A 16,381-nucleotide genomic window follows, 5' to 3' on the forward strand; every position below is an offset into this window, starting at 1 on the left:
CGATGGATGGTGTTGCTCATATGCATAAGGTGCTGAAATGCGTTTAGTGATGTCGCGCGCGGTATGGCTAGCGTTTTGTCTTGTGCTGACTTCCACCATCACAAGCGGTTGCACCAAGTCGCCTGCTCAGCTCATGGAGAGCGCGAAGCAACGTGAGGCCAAGGCCGACCTCGCGGGGGCAATCGTGGACCTGAAGGCGGGCATCCAGCAGGAACCGAACAATGGAACGATGCGATTCGCCCTGGGCCGCCTGCATAACGCGGAGTTCGACGGCGCTTCAGCGGAGAAGGAATTGCGCAAGGCGCATGAGCTTGGAACCATCGAAGGTGGACGAGTGATGGGCGAGCTTGCTCGCGCGCTGCGAGCGCAATCGAAGTACAAGACACTTCTCTCGGACGTTCGCACTTCCTCGGCGTTCGAGGCACCGCAACTTGCAACGATTTTCTCGCTTCGTGGCATCGCCCATCTCGGATTGGGCGAGCGCGCAGACGCGCGCAAGGCGCTCGAAGAGGCGAGGCGGCTTTCCCCGGAGTCTCCCGAGGTTCAGTTGCTCGATGCACAACTGCATGTCGCCGACGCCAATATTGCCGGAGCTGAAGCCATTGTGGACGGCGTTCTGAACAATCACCCGAAGAACTTTGAGGCACTGGCGTACAAAGCCCGAATTCTTCGTGATCAGGGCAAACAAGCCGAAGCGTTGAAGTCCTACGACAGAATGCTTGCGATTCACCCCAAGCATCTTCAGGCCTTGATGAATCGATCGTCGATTCTCATTGCTCAAGGCAAGCTGGCGGACGCAAAGAAGGATCTGGACGTGCTGACCAAGACGTACAAAGGGCTGCCGCAGCCGACCATCCAGCGCGGGGTTTGGCAACTTGCAAGTGGTCACGCGCGCGAAGCGATCGAGTTGGCTCAATTGGCGCTGAAATTCGAGCCGGAGCCGATGCCGGCGGTGCTGCTTGCAGGGCTCGCGCATCTCGCCAACGGCTCTCCCCGGCAGGCCGAGGCATTCCTGGCGCGATATCTCTCGGTACTGCCGAACAACGCCACAGCACGCCGCGCCTTGGCGGATGCGTTGATCCGGCAGAACCAAGGGACAAAGGCACTGGAAATCTTGGGGCCACTGCTCGAAACGGGACGTCAGGATTCCACTGCCTATGCGCTCGCCGGCGAGGCGGTCGCGCAAGCCGGAAATCTGAAGCAGGCAACCCAGTGGTATGAAAAGGCTGCAGCCATTGCGCCCGGAGACATGAAACTCGCCGTGCGGAAGGCATTGTTGCGGATCGGTGCGGGTGAGCTCGACTTGGGCATGGTCGAACTTGCCGATGCCGTGAGGATGAGCAAATCGGCTACTCAGGCCGACGAGCTTCTCGTTTTAGGTTACCTCGAAAGAACGCGCCTGGACGAGGCCATGGCAGCCGTGGAATCCATGGAGGCGAGGGCACCGCAGAGCCCGCTCGCAGCGAATCTGCGCGGACTCGTCTCGATGGCAAAGGGAGACAGGTCTGGGGCAACGGCCGCCTTTGAAAAGGCGATGAAGTTGCAGCCGGCGTTCTATCCTGCGGCGAAGAATTTGGCTCAATTGGATTTGATAAACGGCAAGCCGGACTTGGCGCGCAAGCGCTTTGACGTCGTACTGTCGGCGGACGCAAACAATCTGCCGGCGCTTCTTGCCAAGGCCGAGGTAGAGCAGGCGGTTGGCGACATGAAGGAAAGTCTCAAGCTGTTGCGAAGGGCAGCGAAGGCGCACCCCCGCGTGCTCGAACCCAGAGTGAGGGCGGTCAATGTCTATTTGGCGCAGCGCGACGTTCAGGGCGCAATCGAGGTCGCGGAGGAAATGCTGTCTGCCAGCCCGGATGATCCAATCGCACTGCGTCTTGCAGCGAACGTTCAACTGCGCGCCGGAAATGCCAACCGTGCTTTGCAGGCGCTGGGCCGCTTGACGCTGGTATCGCCGACGCCGGACTCGTTCCTCGCGCTTGCGCAGGCGCAAGTTGCTTCCGAACGCGCGAATGACGGAGAGTCAAGCCTCAGGAAGGCGCTACAGCTGCAGAAGGATTTCGTTCCCGCGCAGACTGCTCTCAGTTCATTGTTGATGCAACGTGGACGTTTCGAGGACGCGATCCAGTTTGCGCGGAGCATTCAGGCTGAACGGCCCAGCGCTGCGATCGGCTTCGTCCTCGAGGGAGAAGTGTATGAGGTGCAGAAGCGCTGGGATGCCGCAGTCGCAGCCTATCGCGAAGCTGCGAAGCGTCAGGACATCAGCGCGATTGCAGTCGCGCTGTACCGGGTACGCTCGAAGTCCGGCGATTCCAACAAAGCACTTGGCGAGCTCGAGTCGTGGCTCGCAAAGAATCCGCAGGACCGCGTCGTCCGTCACCTTGTTGCCTCGGCGTATCTTTCAGCAGGCGACGTGAAAGCGGCGGTAAAACACTTCGAGGCGCTGGTCAAGGCGAATGAACGAGACGCCGATGCATTCAATGGTCTGGCATGGGCATCGTTTCAACTCAAGGACCCGCAAGCAATCCAGTTCGCCGAGTCGGCTTTCAAGCTGGACCCCCGGTCACCATTTGTGCAAGATACGCTCGGATGGCTTCTCACGCAGAAGGGCGAGACGAATCGCGGTCTGGAGTTGTTGCGAGCTGCGAGCAAGGCGTTGCCGCAGAACTCTGATGTTCGATACCACTTGGCAGTGGCGCTGGTTGGCACGGGGGACCGTACGGAAGCCCGGAAGGAACTGGAATCGGCGCTCGCCGCCAAAGGCGAGTTCTCGACTCGGCAGGAAGCTAAGGCGTTGCTTGCATCATTGAATTGACGTGCGCATATACCCATAGCGGGTGTTGTCCGCCGCCACAGACGCATCGTCGCGATCCGAGGCCCGCGCGCGACTGCCACTGCTGCAACGTCTTCCTTCCACAGCGCATAGGCGATGAAGCAGATCAGGCTGTGCGCTTTGATCCGATCGACCTTGTGGTGCCAGATCGGCCGCATCGCCAAGTCGGATTTGTGCACGCGGAAGGCCGGGAATGCGATTCTTCGCGGGCGCATCTCTTGGGCGCCGGCATCATCTTCCCTTTGATCCAGCGCTGTTGAATAGCGGCGTGGCCTCCACGGTGCCATGAACGACCTGCTCGACGAAATGCGGCAATGCAAGTCGGTGCGAGCGTGCATCGACCTTGCGCTCACCGACGCCTATGGCGAGGATGAGGAGGCCGTTGCCTGGCTGACTTGCATCGAAACGATGTTCGGCCGATTCAAGCAAGTCGAATTGCTGGACGAGGGCGTGAGGCTGGTCGGTTTCGATCTCAACCGCCACGCCGTGATCGCCGTGTGTCGCAAGGGAAATCGCAAGGTGCGCGCCACTCTGGATTCCGTCGACTTCCCAAGCCTCACGCCGGCCGAGCGACTATGGCTGCAAGCCTGGGAGAAGTACTCGGCGGATATCCGTTGATTGCGTTCGGACAGTGGTCGCAATATGCCATCCCCGGTCGATTACACATCTCGGCTCGATGTGACCGGTCGTTTCGGCATCATCACCGATCGTTTCGTAAACTGACGAGCGATTCTGGCGGCTCGCGACCGACGGGTTCGAGCTCAAGATCCAAAAGCGCGGCGCGCGCCGATTCAGGTGGCGTAAAGACCAAGCTCAAGATTCAAGGCCTGTGCTCTCGGCGATTCGTTTGTCCTGGGAGATACGGTGCCGAGACAAAGAGTGGCTTTGCGCATGCCCCTTCAGGGAAGGGTGTATGTGCGCAGTCGGCACAATTGCAACAAGGGCGGCACTAGGCCGCCCTTGTTCGACTGCTTGGATCGTCTTCTATCTAAACAGCGCGGCTCCGGCGAGAAACCAAGCCGAGTCCGAGCAATCCCAAGCCGAGCAGCGCGATGCTGCCGGGTTCGGGAATAATCGACGCATTCGATGTTGCATTGCTCGAGATCGAAAAGCTGTAGTCGCCTGACGCGAGGAACAACTCGGACTCGAAGTAGCCGGACTGGTTCAGGATCTTGTCGTCAATTACGCCGTTGGTCGTGCGTCCATCCTGCATGCTGAACGGATCAGCGTACGTAATGCAGTCGCCGGCCAGGGGAGTAGCCGAGACACAGGTTCCGCTCGTATCGCCCAGCGCTGTGCCGGGGACGAAGAGTCCGTTCGGGGTCCAGTTGTAGATCGTCGTGCCGGTAGCGTCGTCCGTCACCGAAACGGAAAACGTGGTCTGTCCCAACGTCTTTGTGTCGGTCTGGCCCAAACCTGCGCGGATGAAGCGATCGAGATTAAAGTTCAGCTGAAGCAGAGCGCCAGGGCCGCCAACGGTGAGGTTGAAAGTTGCCTGGACATCCTGGTCCCCCGACGCATTGGTATCGCCGCTGCCTGCCAGCTGGGAGAGAGAATGGAGATAGACTTCAGCCGTTCCTTGAGTGGAGTCACCGAGCGACGAAGAATATCCACCGCCGCCAGACTGTAGCGCAGGGGGGTTTCCGGTCTGCGGAAGCAGCGGTCCCAAGGGGGCGAAGCCAGCGCCGACGAGGGTCTGCGCGGTGAAGCCGGTGCCAAGGGCGAAGGATCCGTTGCCAGTTGCTGTTCCCGGTACCCCGTTCAGGACCGCCTGAGTCGTTGCTGTTTCGAAACCACTGAACGTCAGAGTGCCCGGTGGAAGGGTCCCGATGGGAGCACCCGTGGTACCAAGGGCGCCGTCGCCAGTGACGATCTGGAAGTTAGTGAAATGCATAAACGCCTCGCCCAATGCTCCGGGCGAGGAAATTACCGCGGCCGAAGGGACGGCGTAGGCTAAAGCCAGCGCCGCTCCTACGGATCCGGCGATCTTCTTCATTTTCAACATTTAAGCTCTCCTACGAGTGTTTTGCGATTCGCCCCAGGGGATCACGTATTGTCGGGACTCGCGGTCTATAAAGCAGGTAGCATGCCATATGCGGGATCGCAGAATTTGTTGTTTGGATTCAAGTGAATAGCCTGAGTCGCGATCTTCGAGAGAAGGGCACTGTAAGAAGTCCCAACATGTAACTGGGCTACCGCATTAAATACATGAAATCAAAGGCATGCGGATAGACGGCAGAGCTCAAGCGGGGTTAAGGGAGCCGAGCACGAAGCGCTCGGCGATTCCATGCCATCGCGGCTGTAAGATATTTCGACTGATCCTCCGCAGGCGTCGACTGCGCATGGCAAGCGTGCGTCACTCGGCCCGAATGAACACTGGCTCCGCCTCTCGTCGGCGCTCGATGAGGTCGTAAAGCGCATCGATCTGCTCAGCAAACTTGTCCTCGATCGCCTTACGTTTGATCTTGAGGTTCGGCGTGAGCTCGCCGGCTTCAATCGACAAGGGTCGGCGCAACACGATGTACCCGGCGGGCCGTTCGTGCTCCGCTAGCTCGCGAGCGAACACGGCCACGCTGTCAATCGCGGCCGCCTCCGATGGGGCCGGGTGATCTGCGCCAGACACGGGATTTCCGGTCCCCGTTGTTTTTGCAGAAGTAGGAGTGGAGAGCGTCAGCACTGCAGTCAGGCATTTCCTTCCCGATCCCAGGGCCATTGCTCGCTCTACGTACGGAGATAGTTCGAGCTTTGCCTCTATACCGGCAGGCGCAATCCTTCGGCCGGTAGACGTCTTGATGATCTCCGACTTGCGGCCGAGCAGCCGCAGGAACCGGTCGGATTCGATCGAGGCGTAGTCGCCGGTCTTGTAATAACCTTCCGCATTGAACATGTCGGTGCGGCTATCCCGGTGATAGCCCGCGAAGACGCCGGCACCTTTCACCAGCAATTCACCATCCTCGTCCAACATGAGCGAATTTTCGGGCAAGGGCGTTCCTACGGTGCCGTGACGAGACAGCCCGGGCCGATTGAGGGCCATTGGAACGATGTTCTCACTCAGCCCATAGGCTTCGTACAGCGGCAGGCCAATGGCGTCGAAAAATTCCAGCAGTCGCCTTGGTGTAGGGGCGGAACCCGTTACCATGAACTGCACTTGGCCGCCCATCGCTTGACGCAATCGCCTCAGGACCAGCTTGTCCGCCGAGAAATGCGCCACGCGAAGCGCAGGCGAGACGGGCCTTTCTTCCCTGCAGGTGCGCGCGAATTTGTCGCCGATTGCGATGGCAGCGCGTAGGGCTTTGCCGAGCAAAGGCCCCTTCTTTTCTATCTCCTGCACGATCCCCGCGTGGAGCTTCTCGAAAAAACGAGGGACTCCAATGAACACGTCCGGTCGGGCATGCGGCAATGCCTTCAACACTGCGAGCGGGTTGCTTACCAGGAAAACGGTGCCACCGGTTGCAACGGCAGCGAGGTTCATTATCCGCTGGAAGAGGTTGGATAGTGGCAACCAGCAGACGAGGCGGGCGCCGACCGGCAGGGAAGGGTAAGCTTCGGTGATCGCACGCACGGCGAGCGTTACTTGGGCGTGACGATAGAGAATTCCCTTGGGTTGGCCGGTCGTGCCCGAGGTATAGATCAATGTGGCAGCTGCGTTCGGAGCCGCCGTGGCGGTCTCACTTGCGGTCTCGCCGGTCTTTCCCAACAACGCTCGGAATGGGACGACTTTGACAACGTCCGTCTCATCCGGCGGGCCCTCCAACAGAACCACGAGCTTCATGCGGGCAAGAAAGGAAGCGGAGAGCTTCTTCAGCAGGTCCTTGTCTCCAGCCACCAGAATGCTGAGATCGGCATGCTCGGCGATCGTTTGGAGGCGCTCCGCAATGTCGTGAGGCTCTAAACCAACGACCACGCCGCCCGCGGAAAGGACCGCATGATGTACCAACTCCCAGGCGAGGCTGGTGGGCGCAAGGATTCCGACGTGATCGCCTGCCTTCAGCCCGCGTGATCTCAGGGCGAATGCCAGAGTCTCTACCTGCCGCAGGAATTCATGCCACTGAATTTCCTGCCAGCCACCGTCGCTTTCATATGCGAAGGCAACCGCATTCGGCGATTCTTGTGCCCGTGCACGCAGCAGCGCGGGAACCGTTTCCTCGCTAATCGCCATGGCTCATGAATGTCCTCGGCCGAGGCTGCCCACTTCGTTCTCGACAGCGATGGAAGCGGAGGTGGAGCTCGCTTTCTTCTCGTGGTAGTAGTCGAGGACGCGGTCCAGATAGCTCTCCACTGCAGGCACGCGGATCTCCTCAGGCCCGAGCAGGGCTCGCGTATTCGCGTTATCGAACGTTTGCAGCTCTTCGAGGTAAGCCAGAAACAGGTCGAGACTGGACAGTGCCCGCTTGACCTTGGCTGGTGCGATGAGCGCGAGCACCGGCGTCGCGATCCGGAAAACGGCGAGCGGCACGTAGCGAACTCGAGGCAATCGGCTTCCGGCGCGTTCGGCTCGGACGCGGACATGATCCACCAAGGTCGGTAATGGAACCGCGTTTTGAGATCCGGAACAAAGGTGCAGGATTCTCTGCCGCCCGGGATTATGCGATGACCAATGAATGGCTTTGGAGACGTAATCGGCGGGGATGGTGTCGAGCGTTGCATGCTGTAGGACCGGCATCAGGCCATACGTCCGCTGTCCCGACAGAAACTCGCACAAATGGTAGAAGACCTGGAAGTGAATGATCTTCCCGCTGCCCGATTCGCCTACCACCATGCTGGGCCGGTGGACCGTCACAGGAAGGTCAGCCCATCGGTCGAATACCAGATGCTCCGCTTCGGCTTTCGCCTGCTCGTAGGTGTTGTGAAAGGCGCGCACCTCGGGCATCGGACGCTCGGGGATGACCCCGGGCGTCCGTCCACCCACGCCGACCGTACTGACGATATCGACGGCGTGCAGCTTGCCCGCCCGATGGCAAGCGTCTGCCAGGTCGAGTGCCGATCGGGCAGGAACGACTGCGTGGGCGCGCGCCTCCTCCAGCGGAAGCGTCATCTTCACCGCACCGGCACAGTGAACGATATGCGTCGTGCTGCGGGACAAGCGCTCGTACTGTTCGTCCGCAATGCCGAATCGGGGCCGGGACGCATCGCCCACGATCGCTTCGATCCGCTGCCAGCGGCCGTCACCTTTTTCCAGGCCCCAGAATTGGCCGAGCTCCTGCAGCCGCCCGGTCACATCGCGTCCACGCTTGGCACGCAGCAGAAGGGCGAGCCTGGTATCCGGCTCGTCCAGATAAAGGGGAGCCAGGGCACTTCCTATGGCGCCGGTAGCGCCGGTCAGGAATACCGCTTTCATACGCTGGCAACCATCTGCTCGCCCCAAGGCACGTCACGACGCCATTGCTCGTAGACGAACTGCGGCCACTCGGGCCTGCTCGGACGCCGGATCGCCAGATCGTCGTCGTTCAGCCCGAGCCATTCCATGTGTACCGACACCTCCCGACCCATCAGCACCTTGCGCCGGATCATCCAGTCCACGAACGGCGCCATGAACGTCCAATACAATCGGCTCGCCTTGCCTTCCCTGATGAGCGCGGAGAATTCCGGCGCGTACGGGTTGTAGCCGAAGTTCTTCAGGTCCGAATACATCAGCAGCCAGTTGATCGGGTAATTGCTGTAGACGGGGCTCGCCTTCTTCTTCGAGTCGATCAGTCCGAGCTCGACCACCTTGGACATGATTTCGTCCTGGTTGTAGGGCCAGGCGTGATAGGGGGCGAGGTAACGGGGGAAGGCCGTCCCGGCCGGGTAATCGCCGGGATTCCAGAAACGCGCAAGCTCGGCTGCGTCGAACAACCCGCTCTCCCGAAGCTCCGGCGGCGTCCAGTCGACCTGGGAAATCGACATGCGGGGAAATTCGTAGAGCATGCGCTCCGGCACGGGCTGCCCGGGCGAGTAGCCGGCAAGCACCAGTGGAATCCGCAACGCGACGGCGGCCCTGAGCGCGTTGCTCTCGAAGAGAGGGCCGTAGGCGTACGAAATGGTATGAACGGCACCACGCGCTTCCTGGTTCATGAGCAGGAAGCGGAACAGCTTGCGATAGAAGGCCATCGAAGGCCGGTAGACGAGATGCTCGACGTCGAGCTTGTCCACCGCGCGCCGGATGTTGCTCCAGGCGATCGGGCCGATATTGATATCGGTGGTATGAGCGAGAACCCGCAGCCCATAATCGTTCTTCAAGCGATGGATCAGATAGACGCTGTCCTTGCCTCCGCTGAGGGGCACGAGGCAGTCGTACTGGCCGGAGCCGCGCACGTCCTTCAACGTGCGTTCGAGATCGGCTTCGCAGACCTTTCGTGCCTCTTCAGCCTTCGAACGGCTGTCCGGTCGGTATTCGCGACATGGCCGGCATACGCCATTGGAATCGAAGTCGGAACCGGGCACGGCTTCCGGCAGCAAGCAGCGCTTGCATCGCTTCATGGTGTTTGCATCCTCGGTGCAGCGCAGCTCAATCGCGGTTGCCTGTCCGAACCAGAAGGGCTATTGTAGTCGCCGATTGGCGACGTTATACCTTTAGCTATACTTTGTCATGGATCCTGGGTTATCGGTCGGGGCGGTGCGCTTCCGATTCGGACGCCGCATAGGGAGGCATGGTGGCAGCGTTCACTTCGGTCGCACGTAATAGTGGCATCCTTCGCTTCGTCAACGATCTCGCGCTTACCCGATCCGCGTATCGCGCGCTCGCCGGATACATGTTCCACAAGTACTTCAATGCAGTAACCGCCGCCGATGACGAGCGCCGCAGTGAAGTGTTCAGGATTCGCTACGACGTCTATTGCGACGAGCTGCGCTTCGAAGATCCCGCCCGCTTTCCCGACAGGCAGGAGACCGACGCCTTCGATCCCTTTTCGCTCCATTGTCTATTGTTGCACAAGGCGAGCAGCACTTACGCCGGCTGCGTGCGCCTGGTCCAGGTCAATCCGGAAAAGCCCGACGAGCCGTTACCGTTCGAGCGCCTGTGCAAAGGCCGAATGTATGAGGACAAGCTCGCGCTGCTGGTCCCCGACCGTACCAAGGTCGGCGAGATCTCGCGCCTGGCGGTGCGTTCGTCCTTCCGGCGCCGTAAAGGCGAAAACACGGTCCCTGGCGGCATCGTCGAGGAACGGCGCGGCCCCATCGGCGGGATGCGCACGCCCTGGATCGCGCTCGGCTTGTACCTGTCCGCCGCGGCGATTGGATTGATCAAGGGCTTGAACGGCGTATTCGCACTGATGGAGCCGCGGCTTGCCCGCCGATTGGGTACGTACGGGATCCGCTTCCAGCAGGTGGGCGATCCGGTCGAGCACCGCGGCGAACGCGCACCGTTTTTCATCTCGCGCGAAGATCTCTATGCCAGTGTGCCGCCACCCGTGCGGGGATTGCTCGAGGTCATCGAATCGGACTTGCGCCGCACCGGGGCCGAGCAGCTGGTCAAGTCCCGCTGACCGGGCAGGTTTCGGCCTTATTGCAGTCGCCGCAGGTACTCCTTGGTGAAGACCCGATCGGGAAGATCGCGTGCTTTCATGTCGCCGTACTCCAGCACTGACTGTTCGCCCTTGCGCAGGGCATCGGTGAACACGAGCCGGGTAGGGCGCGTATTGCCGAACATGGGCTGGTAGTTTTCGTAGCGGGCCGTCTTCAACAGCCGGTTCGACACCGAGTAGAACTCTGCCTTGAACGGACGATTGTTGGCCTGGTTCACCCAGTAGAGGACCCGGTGATAGGTCACCCCTCTGGTTGCGGCCACCAGCTCCAGCACATGGTAGTTCTGGCCGTCGATCGATTCGGTGCGCAGGATTTTCGGCGTGTAGTCTCCAGCGAAGTTGGCGCGTGCGAGATCCCCGTTGGCAACTTGTCCGGTCAGCCGCTGCGACAGCGACAGCCGCACAGGCTGGGAAATGTCGGGCAGGAATACCCACAGGTCACTGTCCTTCATGAGAATGATCTGCCCGCGGTCCGATGCGGGTTCGGTCACCATCACCACGGTGTTCGCGTTTCCCTTCGACAGAACCCGGTACTTGCGCATCTCGACCGGCTCGCCGTCCTGCGTGCCGTTGACCGTGATGTCGACCTGGAAGCCGGAGCGCGGGAACCGAATCTCGTCGGCCTTTTCCAGTATAATTTTTGCGGCCTGCGCATCGTCGGTGGCCTGCGCGACAGCGCTTCCCGACAAAATCAACGAGAAAGCCAGGACCCAGAGACTTGCTGTGCGAGTGGACGGCGTCCTCATAAGTACGTTACCCCAATGTAGAAGGCGTTAGACGTGGCCCAGTCTCCAGCAAGCCCGCCCGGCCCTGTCGTTCGCATCGAGCGCGTCTGCAAGGACTACAAGCTGGGGGAAGAGACGGTCCACGCGCTCAAGGATATCTCATTCACGATCGACGACGGCGTGTTCCTCGCCATTGCGGGTCCCTCGGGAAGCGGCAAATCCACCATGCTGAACATGATCGGCTGCATCGATACGCCGAGCGCGGGACGCATCGTCATCGACGGCACCGACGTTAGCGGCAAAAGGCCGGACGAACTTGCGGACTTGCGCAGCCGCACCATCAGTTTCGTGTTCCAGACGTTCAACCTGTTCCCGGTGCTTACGGCGCGCGAGAACGTGGAATACCCGATGCTGCGCCGTGGGGACATCAACAAGTCGGAGCGGAAGGAGCGGGTCGACTTCTTCCTCGACACGGTTGGGCTCACGAAGTATGCGGGGCACCGGCCCAATCAGCTCTCGGGCGGGCAACGGCAGCGGGTTGCGATAGCCCGGGCGCTGGCGACCCGTCCGCGCATCGTGCTCGCCGACGAACCGACGGCGAACCTCGACTACAAGACAGGTGAAAGCATACTTTCGATGATGAAAGCCATCAATCGGGCTTTCGAGACGACCTTCGTTTTTTCCACCCACGACCAGCGGGTCATGGGCATGGCCGACCGGCTGGTTCGTATCGAGGACGGAGAAATCACGACGCTGGGCGTGCGCGCCGGCCGGGTATGGAAATACGTCAAGGAGAAGGATGTGCCCATCCCGACTTCGGACGCGGAGATGCAAGAACTTCTGCGTGAAGATCCGGAGCTGCGCCGCATGATCATGGAAGACCCGGACCTGCGCAAGGCGCTGCTGGACGACCAGAATGCGCCGGCGCCGGTCGGTAAGGGATCCTAGGGATCACGTGCGCGACGGCGCCGACCTCCGCAAACGGATCGGCCGCGGCTGGTCGATCCTGTTGCAGGCGTTCCGGAACGTGACACGCAATGCACGCCGCTCCGCCATTGCGCTCGGTGCCGTCGGCTTCGGAATCATCGCAATGCTGCTGGCGGCCGGGTTCATCCAGGACATCCTCCATGGCATGCGCGAGGAGACGATCGAGACGCGTCTGGGACACATCCAGATCACGCGTGCGAAATATCTGGATGCGGGCCTGGCAGCGCCTTTCGACTACCTGATCCCGGACAGCATGCCGGAGCGCAAAACGGTGGAGCAGTTGCCCGGGGTGGTCGTGGTTTCGCCGCGACTGTCCTTCAACGGCCTCATCAGCCTGGGCGAAACGACTGTTTCATTTCTTGCCGATGGCGTGGAGCCCGAAAAGGAACAGCGGCTGGCGAAGCAGCTGAAGATCGTGAGCGGGCAGAACCTGGCCGAGGGCGAGCCGAAAAGCGTCATCCTCGGCCAAGGCCTGGCGACCAGCCTCGGCGCAAAGCTCGGTGACCAGGTCATTCTGGTCGCCAATACCGAAAAGGGCGGCATCAATGCGGTCGAACTGGTCGTGCGCGGGACGTTCAGTACGGTGACCAAAGCCTACGATGACGTCGCCCTGCGGCTTCCGCTGCGCACGGCACAGCGGCTGCTGCGTGTTCAAGGCGTACACCGCTGGGTACTGCTACTCGACCGCACCGAGCACACCGAGGCTGTGCTCGCGACCCTCACGAAAACCCTCGACGGAAAGCAGCTCGAAGTCGTCCCCTGGACGCAGCTCGCGGATTTCTACAACAAGACCGTGCTGCTCTTCTCCCGCCAGGTCACCGTGATGAAGCTCATCATCGCGGCCATCATCGTGCTGAGCATCTCCAATACGATGATGATGAGTGTGATGGAGCGCACCGGGGAGGTCGGTACCGAGATGGCGCTGGGCAATACCCGGCACGGCATCCTCGCGCTTTTCATCGGCGAGGGACTGCTGCTGGGCCTCGGTGGCGCAGTGGTCGGTTTGCTCGCAGGGTTGGGACTGGCCGCGGTCATCTCGTTTTTCGGCATACCGATGCCGCCGCCTCCCGGCGCCACCGAAGGCTTTACGGCCAAGATCCTGATTAGCCCAGCCCTGACCGTGCAGGCACTTTTCCTGGCTGTATTCACCGCGCTTGCCGCCAGCGTCTACCCGGCGTGGAAGGCGTCTCGCATGATCATCGTCGACGCCCTGCGCCACAATCGCTAGCCCGCCATGTGGAGACTGGCTCTACGTAACGTGACCCGGCAGAAGGTCCGCACCGCGATGACCATGGGCGCCATTGCGGCCGGGGTCATCAGCCTGGTCCTGGCCGGGGGCTTCGTGGCCGACATCTTCATCCAGTTGCGCGAATTCACGATTCACTCGCAGCTCGGCCACATCCAGATTTACAAGGAAGGCTACTACCGCTACGGCACGCAGGCGCCGTCGAAGTACGTCATCGACGATCCGGAGCCACTGCGCTCGCGCCTGGCCGCGAACCCCGACGTGCAAGACGTCATGGCACGGCTGAATTTTTCCGGCCTGATGAACAACGGGCGATCCGACCTGGCGATCATCGGCGAAGGGATAGAGCCGGCGAAGGAAGAGCGGCTAGGCACCTATCTCACGCTGATTGCGGGGCACCATCTCAAGGATTCGGACCAGTTCGGGATCGTGGTGGGGGAAGGCGTCGCGCAGTCACAAAAGTTGAATCCGGGCGATCGCGTGACGCTCCTGATCAACAACCGGGATGGCTCCCTCAACAGCCTCGATTTCGAGATCGTGGGCGTGTTCCGCTCGTTCTCGAAGGAGTTCGATGCCCGCGCCGTGCGTATTCCGCTTGCGGCAGCGCAAGAGTTGATGACATCCCCGGGCGTAAACAGCCTGGTGGTTTCGTTGCGGCAAACGGGCGCTACCGACCGTGTCGCGCGCGCTCTGGGAAAGGAGTTACAGGGCAAAGGTTTCGAATTGAAGACCTGGGAGGAGCTGAGCGATTTCTACCGCAGCACGGTCGAATTGTACGAGGTGCAGTTCGGCGTATTGCGGCTCATCATCCTCGGCATGGTCGTGCTGGGTGTGATCAACAGCGTCAACATGAGCATCTTCGAGCGCTACGGTGAATTCGGAACGATGCGTGCGCTCGGCGACCGCAATCGCACGGTCTTCCAGCTGATCCTGGCGGAGAATCTCATCGTCGGAGCCGTAGGGGCCGGGCTAGGCGTCGTATTGGGTGTGGTGCTGGGACTCCTCATATCCGCCGTCGGCATCCCGATGCCGCCCCCGCCGAACTCGAATACGCCCTATGTCGCGTATATCCGGCTCGTGCCCGAAAGCCTCGTCGGAGCGTTCGGAATCGGGCTTGCGGCTGCGATGGTCGCGTGCATGTGGCCTTCGTTTCGCGTATCGCGCAGCGACGTGGCCGATGCACTGCGTCGCAATATCTGAAGTAGGCTACTGTGGTGAATCGTAAATTCGTCGTAATTCGTCTTTCCCGCGCAAGCGGGAATCCAGAACGAGACTCCGCCTGGACCCCCGCGTTCGCGGGGGTGACGAACTTCTGACTCAGGCGCTAGAAGCTGTACCGGATGTCGGTATAGATCCGATCGCGGTTGCTATAGCGGCCGAAAAATCCCAGCGGCGGACCGTGCAGGATGTCGAGGCCAACGTTCATGCGCCAGTTCCTGGCAAAGTTCCAGGTTGCCTTCGGCCGAAACATCCAATCGCTGCGATTGAGGCTGGTAATGAACAGGGCTTGGAGCTCCCAGGTGCTGCTGAGCTTGTGCGTCAACTGCAGCGTTGCGCCTGTCTCGGTCCGGTCGGGCACGATATCGGAGTCGTATTGGACAAAGTGTCGCTGGAATCCGTACGCATACAGCCGCGTGTCGGTGCCGATGGAGAAATCCGCACCGATCAGGTAGTCGAAGATGTCGAGACGGGCGACGCCATCCGGGTGGGAAAGCCGCTGCACGCTGAAGCCCTTGTCTTGCGTGTAAATGGCCTCGGCTTTGAGAACGAACTGGCCGAGGTCCTTCGAAAGCGTGCCGCCAAATTGCGTGATCTTGTCGTGGCGGGGCTTGAAGATGAACAGTGGGGTCGGAGCTGCGACGATCTCGCGGTAGAAATTGGCTTCGGCATCGACCGAACGGTAGGCAAATCCGGAGATGTCCCACCCCGCCTGCAACGTCGACATCCGCACCCCGTAGTTGGAGTTGCTCAACTTCCGGGTTGGGCCTTGCTCGGAATCGAAAACGGCATCGAAACCCGGCGGCGGTGGCGGAGGAAAGGGATAGAAGTCCGCGCCTGGCTTGCCGATTCGGTCCACCGTGACGTAGGGAATCCAGATGAACTCGATATGCGCGTTTTCCAGAAAGTACTCGGCTCGCATCGCCCACTGGGGTATCCGCAATGAATCGAACTCCGGCAAGATGAATTCGCGTAGGTCGCGCGCGGATACCACGTCGGCGAAGAACAGGCCGGGTACTTCTCCCCACACGATGTGCTGGCGCCCCAGGCGGAATTGCAGGTCGCCTGCGGAAATGTCGAGGTAGGTTTCGCGCCATTGGAAATCGCGGCGCTGGTCGTGCTCGACGTCGCCCGGATAGAAATTGCGCTCGATGTCGAACACCGCGTCGTACTCGACCCGACCGGTGACGCGAAATCGCACCGAATCCGACAGCCGGCCCTGACGACCGAGCTCGAGCCGGGCGCGGGCCTTCGACCAATGCTGCGGATTGTCGTAGGTGTATGCGAAATCGGTCTGAAGATAACCCCGCCATCCCGCGGTGGGATCGCTGGCGGCCGGTGGCTTCAGTGCCGCCGTCCCCTTGGGCGGCGTCTTGGTTTTCGGCACATCGTTCCCGAACAGCTCTTCGCGCGAGCCGGGCTTCGGTTTCTCGGCTTTCGGAAGGTCGTCTCCGAACAGTTGTTCGCGCGTAGTCGGCTTGGCCGGCGGTGACTTGGGCGGGTCGTCACCGAACAGCGCATCGCGGGACCCGGGCAAGGTTCCCTGGGCCACCCTATAGCCGAGGCCAGGTTTGCCCGCATCGAACGTCCGCAAGCTCTGATCGGCATTCGAGCCGAACGGAAAGCACAGGCATGCAGCCAGGAGCGGCACTGCAACCCGGCCTGAGGGTTTGGTCCAGGCGATGAGGCCCTTCAAGCACGTACCCGACACGCTGGCCGCTCCACAAGCAGGACTTGGATCACTTGCCGTTTTGGTTCACTTGCCATTGTATAGTCCGAGGCGCATGCCGGACGAGAAGCAGCGACCCCGGCGTCATGCAGAACCGCGTATTGTTGCGCGCAACCGACACCGGTTACTTCCGGCGAGCGC

At 61.0% G+C, this 16,381-nt stretch carries 12 protein-coding genes; 6 read left to right on the forward strand and 6 right to left on the reverse strand.

What is annotated here, in order from left to right:
* The first annotated feature begins 37 nt into the window (after positions 1-37).
* Positions 38-2,815 carry a PEP-CTERM system TPR-repeat protein PrsT gene (gene prsT, locus GEV05_18785; protein ID MPZ45395.1) on the forward strand — a complete coding sequence of 926 codons (2,778 nt, stop codon included), beginning with the start codon at positions 38-40 and terminating at the stop codon, positions 2,813-2,815.
* 303 nt (positions 2,816-3,118) lie between these two features.
* On the forward strand, positions 3,119-3,451 hold the full coding sequence (locus GEV05_18790; GenBank protein ID MPZ45396.1) for a hypothetical protein: 333 nt from the start codon (positions 3,119-3,121) through the stop codon (positions 3,449-3,451).
* A gap of 370 nt (positions 3,452-3,821) precedes the next feature.
* On the opposite strand, the gene GEV05_18795 is transcribed toward GEV05_18790, so the two are convergent.
* From GEV05_18795 to GEV05_18810, 4 genes are all read right to left on the reverse strand, one after another.
* Complete coding sequence (locus GEV05_18795; protein ID MPZ45397.1) at positions 3,822-4,838, reverse strand: PEP-CTERM sorting domain-containing protein; 1,017 nt, start codon at positions 4,836-4,838, stop codon at positions 3,822-3,824.
* A 351-nt stretch (positions 4,839-5,189) separates the two neighbouring features.
* Entirely contained in the window at positions 5,190-6,992 is a 1,803-nt protein-coding gene (locus tag GEV05_18800; GenBank protein MPZ45398.1) for an AMP-binding protein, read from the reverse strand.
* Between the two features lie 3 nt (positions 6,993-6,995).
* Positions 6,996-8,171, reverse strand: coding sequence for an NAD-dependent epimerase/dehydratase family protein (locus GEV05_18805; GenBank protein ID MPZ45399.1), 1,176 nt, complete (start codon positions 8,169-8,171; stop codon positions 6,996-6,998).
* Positions 8,168-9,292: a hypothetical protein gene (locus GEV05_18810; GenBank protein ID MPZ45400.1), complete on the reverse strand. Its 1,125-nt coding sequence runs from the start codon at positions 9,290-9,292 to the stop codon at positions 8,168-8,170. The genes GEV05_18805 and GEV05_18810 overlap by 4 nt, the downstream gene beginning before the upstream one ends.
* A 170-nt stretch (positions 9,293-9,462) precedes the next feature.
* Here GEV05_18810 and GEV05_18815 point away from each other — a divergent pair, with 170 nt between their 5' ends.
* Entirely contained in the window at positions 9,463-10,296 is an 834-nt protein-coding gene (locus GEV05_18815) for a PEP-CTERM/exosortase system-associated acyltransferase (GenBank protein ID MPZ45401.1), read from the forward strand.
* A gap of 17 nt (positions 10,297-10,313) precedes the next feature.
* On the opposite strand, the gene GEV05_18820 is transcribed toward GEV05_18815, so the two are convergent.
* Positions 10,314-11,081, reverse strand: coding sequence for an outer membrane lipoprotein-sorting protein (locus GEV05_18820; GenBank protein MPZ45402.1), 768 nt, complete (start codon positions 11,079-11,081; stop codon positions 10,314-10,316).
* A gap of 33 nt (positions 11,082-11,114) precedes the next feature.
* On the opposite strand from GEV05_18820, the gene GEV05_18825 reads away from it, so the two are divergent.
* From GEV05_18825 to GEV05_18835, 3 genes are read left to right on the forward strand one after another with little or no spacing between them, the layout of a single operon-like run.
* On the forward strand, positions 11,115-12,008 hold the full coding sequence (locus GEV05_18825) for an ATP-binding cassette domain-containing protein (protein ID MPZ45403.1): 894 nt from the start codon (positions 11,115-11,117) through the stop codon (positions 12,006-12,008).
* Positions 11,977-13,275 (forward strand): FtsX-like permease family protein, encoded by a 1,299-nt coding sequence (locus GEV05_18830; protein ID MPZ45404.1) that lies wholly within the window; start codon positions 11,977-11,979, stop codon positions 13,273-13,275. Before GEV05_18825 ends, GEV05_18830 begins: the two co-directional genes overlap by 32 nt.
* A 6-nt stretch (positions 13,276-13,281) precedes the next feature.
* On the forward strand, positions 13,282-14,493 hold the full coding sequence (locus tag GEV05_18835) for an FtsX-like permease family protein (GenBank protein ID MPZ45405.1): 1,212 nt from the start codon (positions 13,282-13,284) through the stop codon (positions 14,491-14,493).
* A 124-nt stretch (positions 14,494-14,617) separates the two neighbouring features.
* On the opposite strand, the gene GEV05_18840 is transcribed toward GEV05_18835, so the two are convergent.
* Entirely contained in the window at positions 14,618-16,222 is a 1,605-nt protein-coding gene (locus GEV05_18840) for a hypothetical protein (GenBank protein MPZ45406.1), read from the reverse strand.
* Positions 16,223-16,381: the final 159 nt, after the last annotated feature.

The sequence above is a fragment of the Betaproteobacteria bacterium genome (assembly GCA_009377585.1).
In the GTDB taxonomy this organism is placed as follows: Bacteria; Pseudomonadota; Gammaproteobacteria; order Burkholderiales; family WYBJ01; genus WYBJ01.

Excerpts from the sequence above, each read along its gene's own strand:
- GEV05_18820 (MPZ45402.1), bottom strand. The coding sequence starts at position 11,081 with ATGAGGACGCCGTCCACTCGCACAGCAAGTCTCTGGGTCCTGGCTTTC.
- GEV05_18805 (MPZ45399.1), bottom strand. The coding sequence starts at position 8,171 with ATGAAAGCGGTATTCCTGACCGGCGCTACCGGCGCCATAGGAAGTGCC.
- GEV05_18810 (MPZ45400.1), bottom strand. The coding sequence starts at position 9,292 with ATGAAGCGATGCAAGCGCTGCTTGCTGCCGGAAGCCGTGCCCGGTTCC.
- GEV05_18800 (MPZ45398.1), bottom strand. The coding sequence starts at position 6,992 with ATGGCGATTAGCGAGGAAACGGTTCCCGCGCTGCTGCGTGCACGGGCA.
- GEV05_18815 (MPZ45401.1), top strand. The coding sequence starts at position 9,463 with ATGGTGGCAGCGTTCACTTCGGTCGCACGTAATAGTGGCATCCTTCGC.
- GEV05_18835 (MPZ45405.1), top strand. The coding sequence starts at position 13,282 with ATGTGGAGACTGGCTCTACGTAACGTGACCCGGCAGAAGGTCCGCACC.
- prsT (MPZ45395.1), top strand. The coding sequence starts at position 38 with ATGCGTTTAGTGATGTCGCGCGCGGTATGGCTAGCGTTTTGTCTTGTG.
- GEV05_18790 (MPZ45396.1), top strand. The coding sequence starts at position 3,119 with ATGAACGACCTGCTCGACGAAATGCGGCAATGCAAGTCGGTGCGAGCG.
- GEV05_18830 (MPZ45404.1), top strand. The coding sequence starts at position 11,977 with ATGCGCCGGCGCCGGTCGGTAAGGGATCCTAGGGATCACGTGCGCGAC.
- GEV05_18795 (MPZ45397.1), bottom strand. The coding sequence starts at position 4,838 with ATGTTGAAAATGAAGAAGATCGCCGGATCCGTAGGAGCGGCGCTGGCT.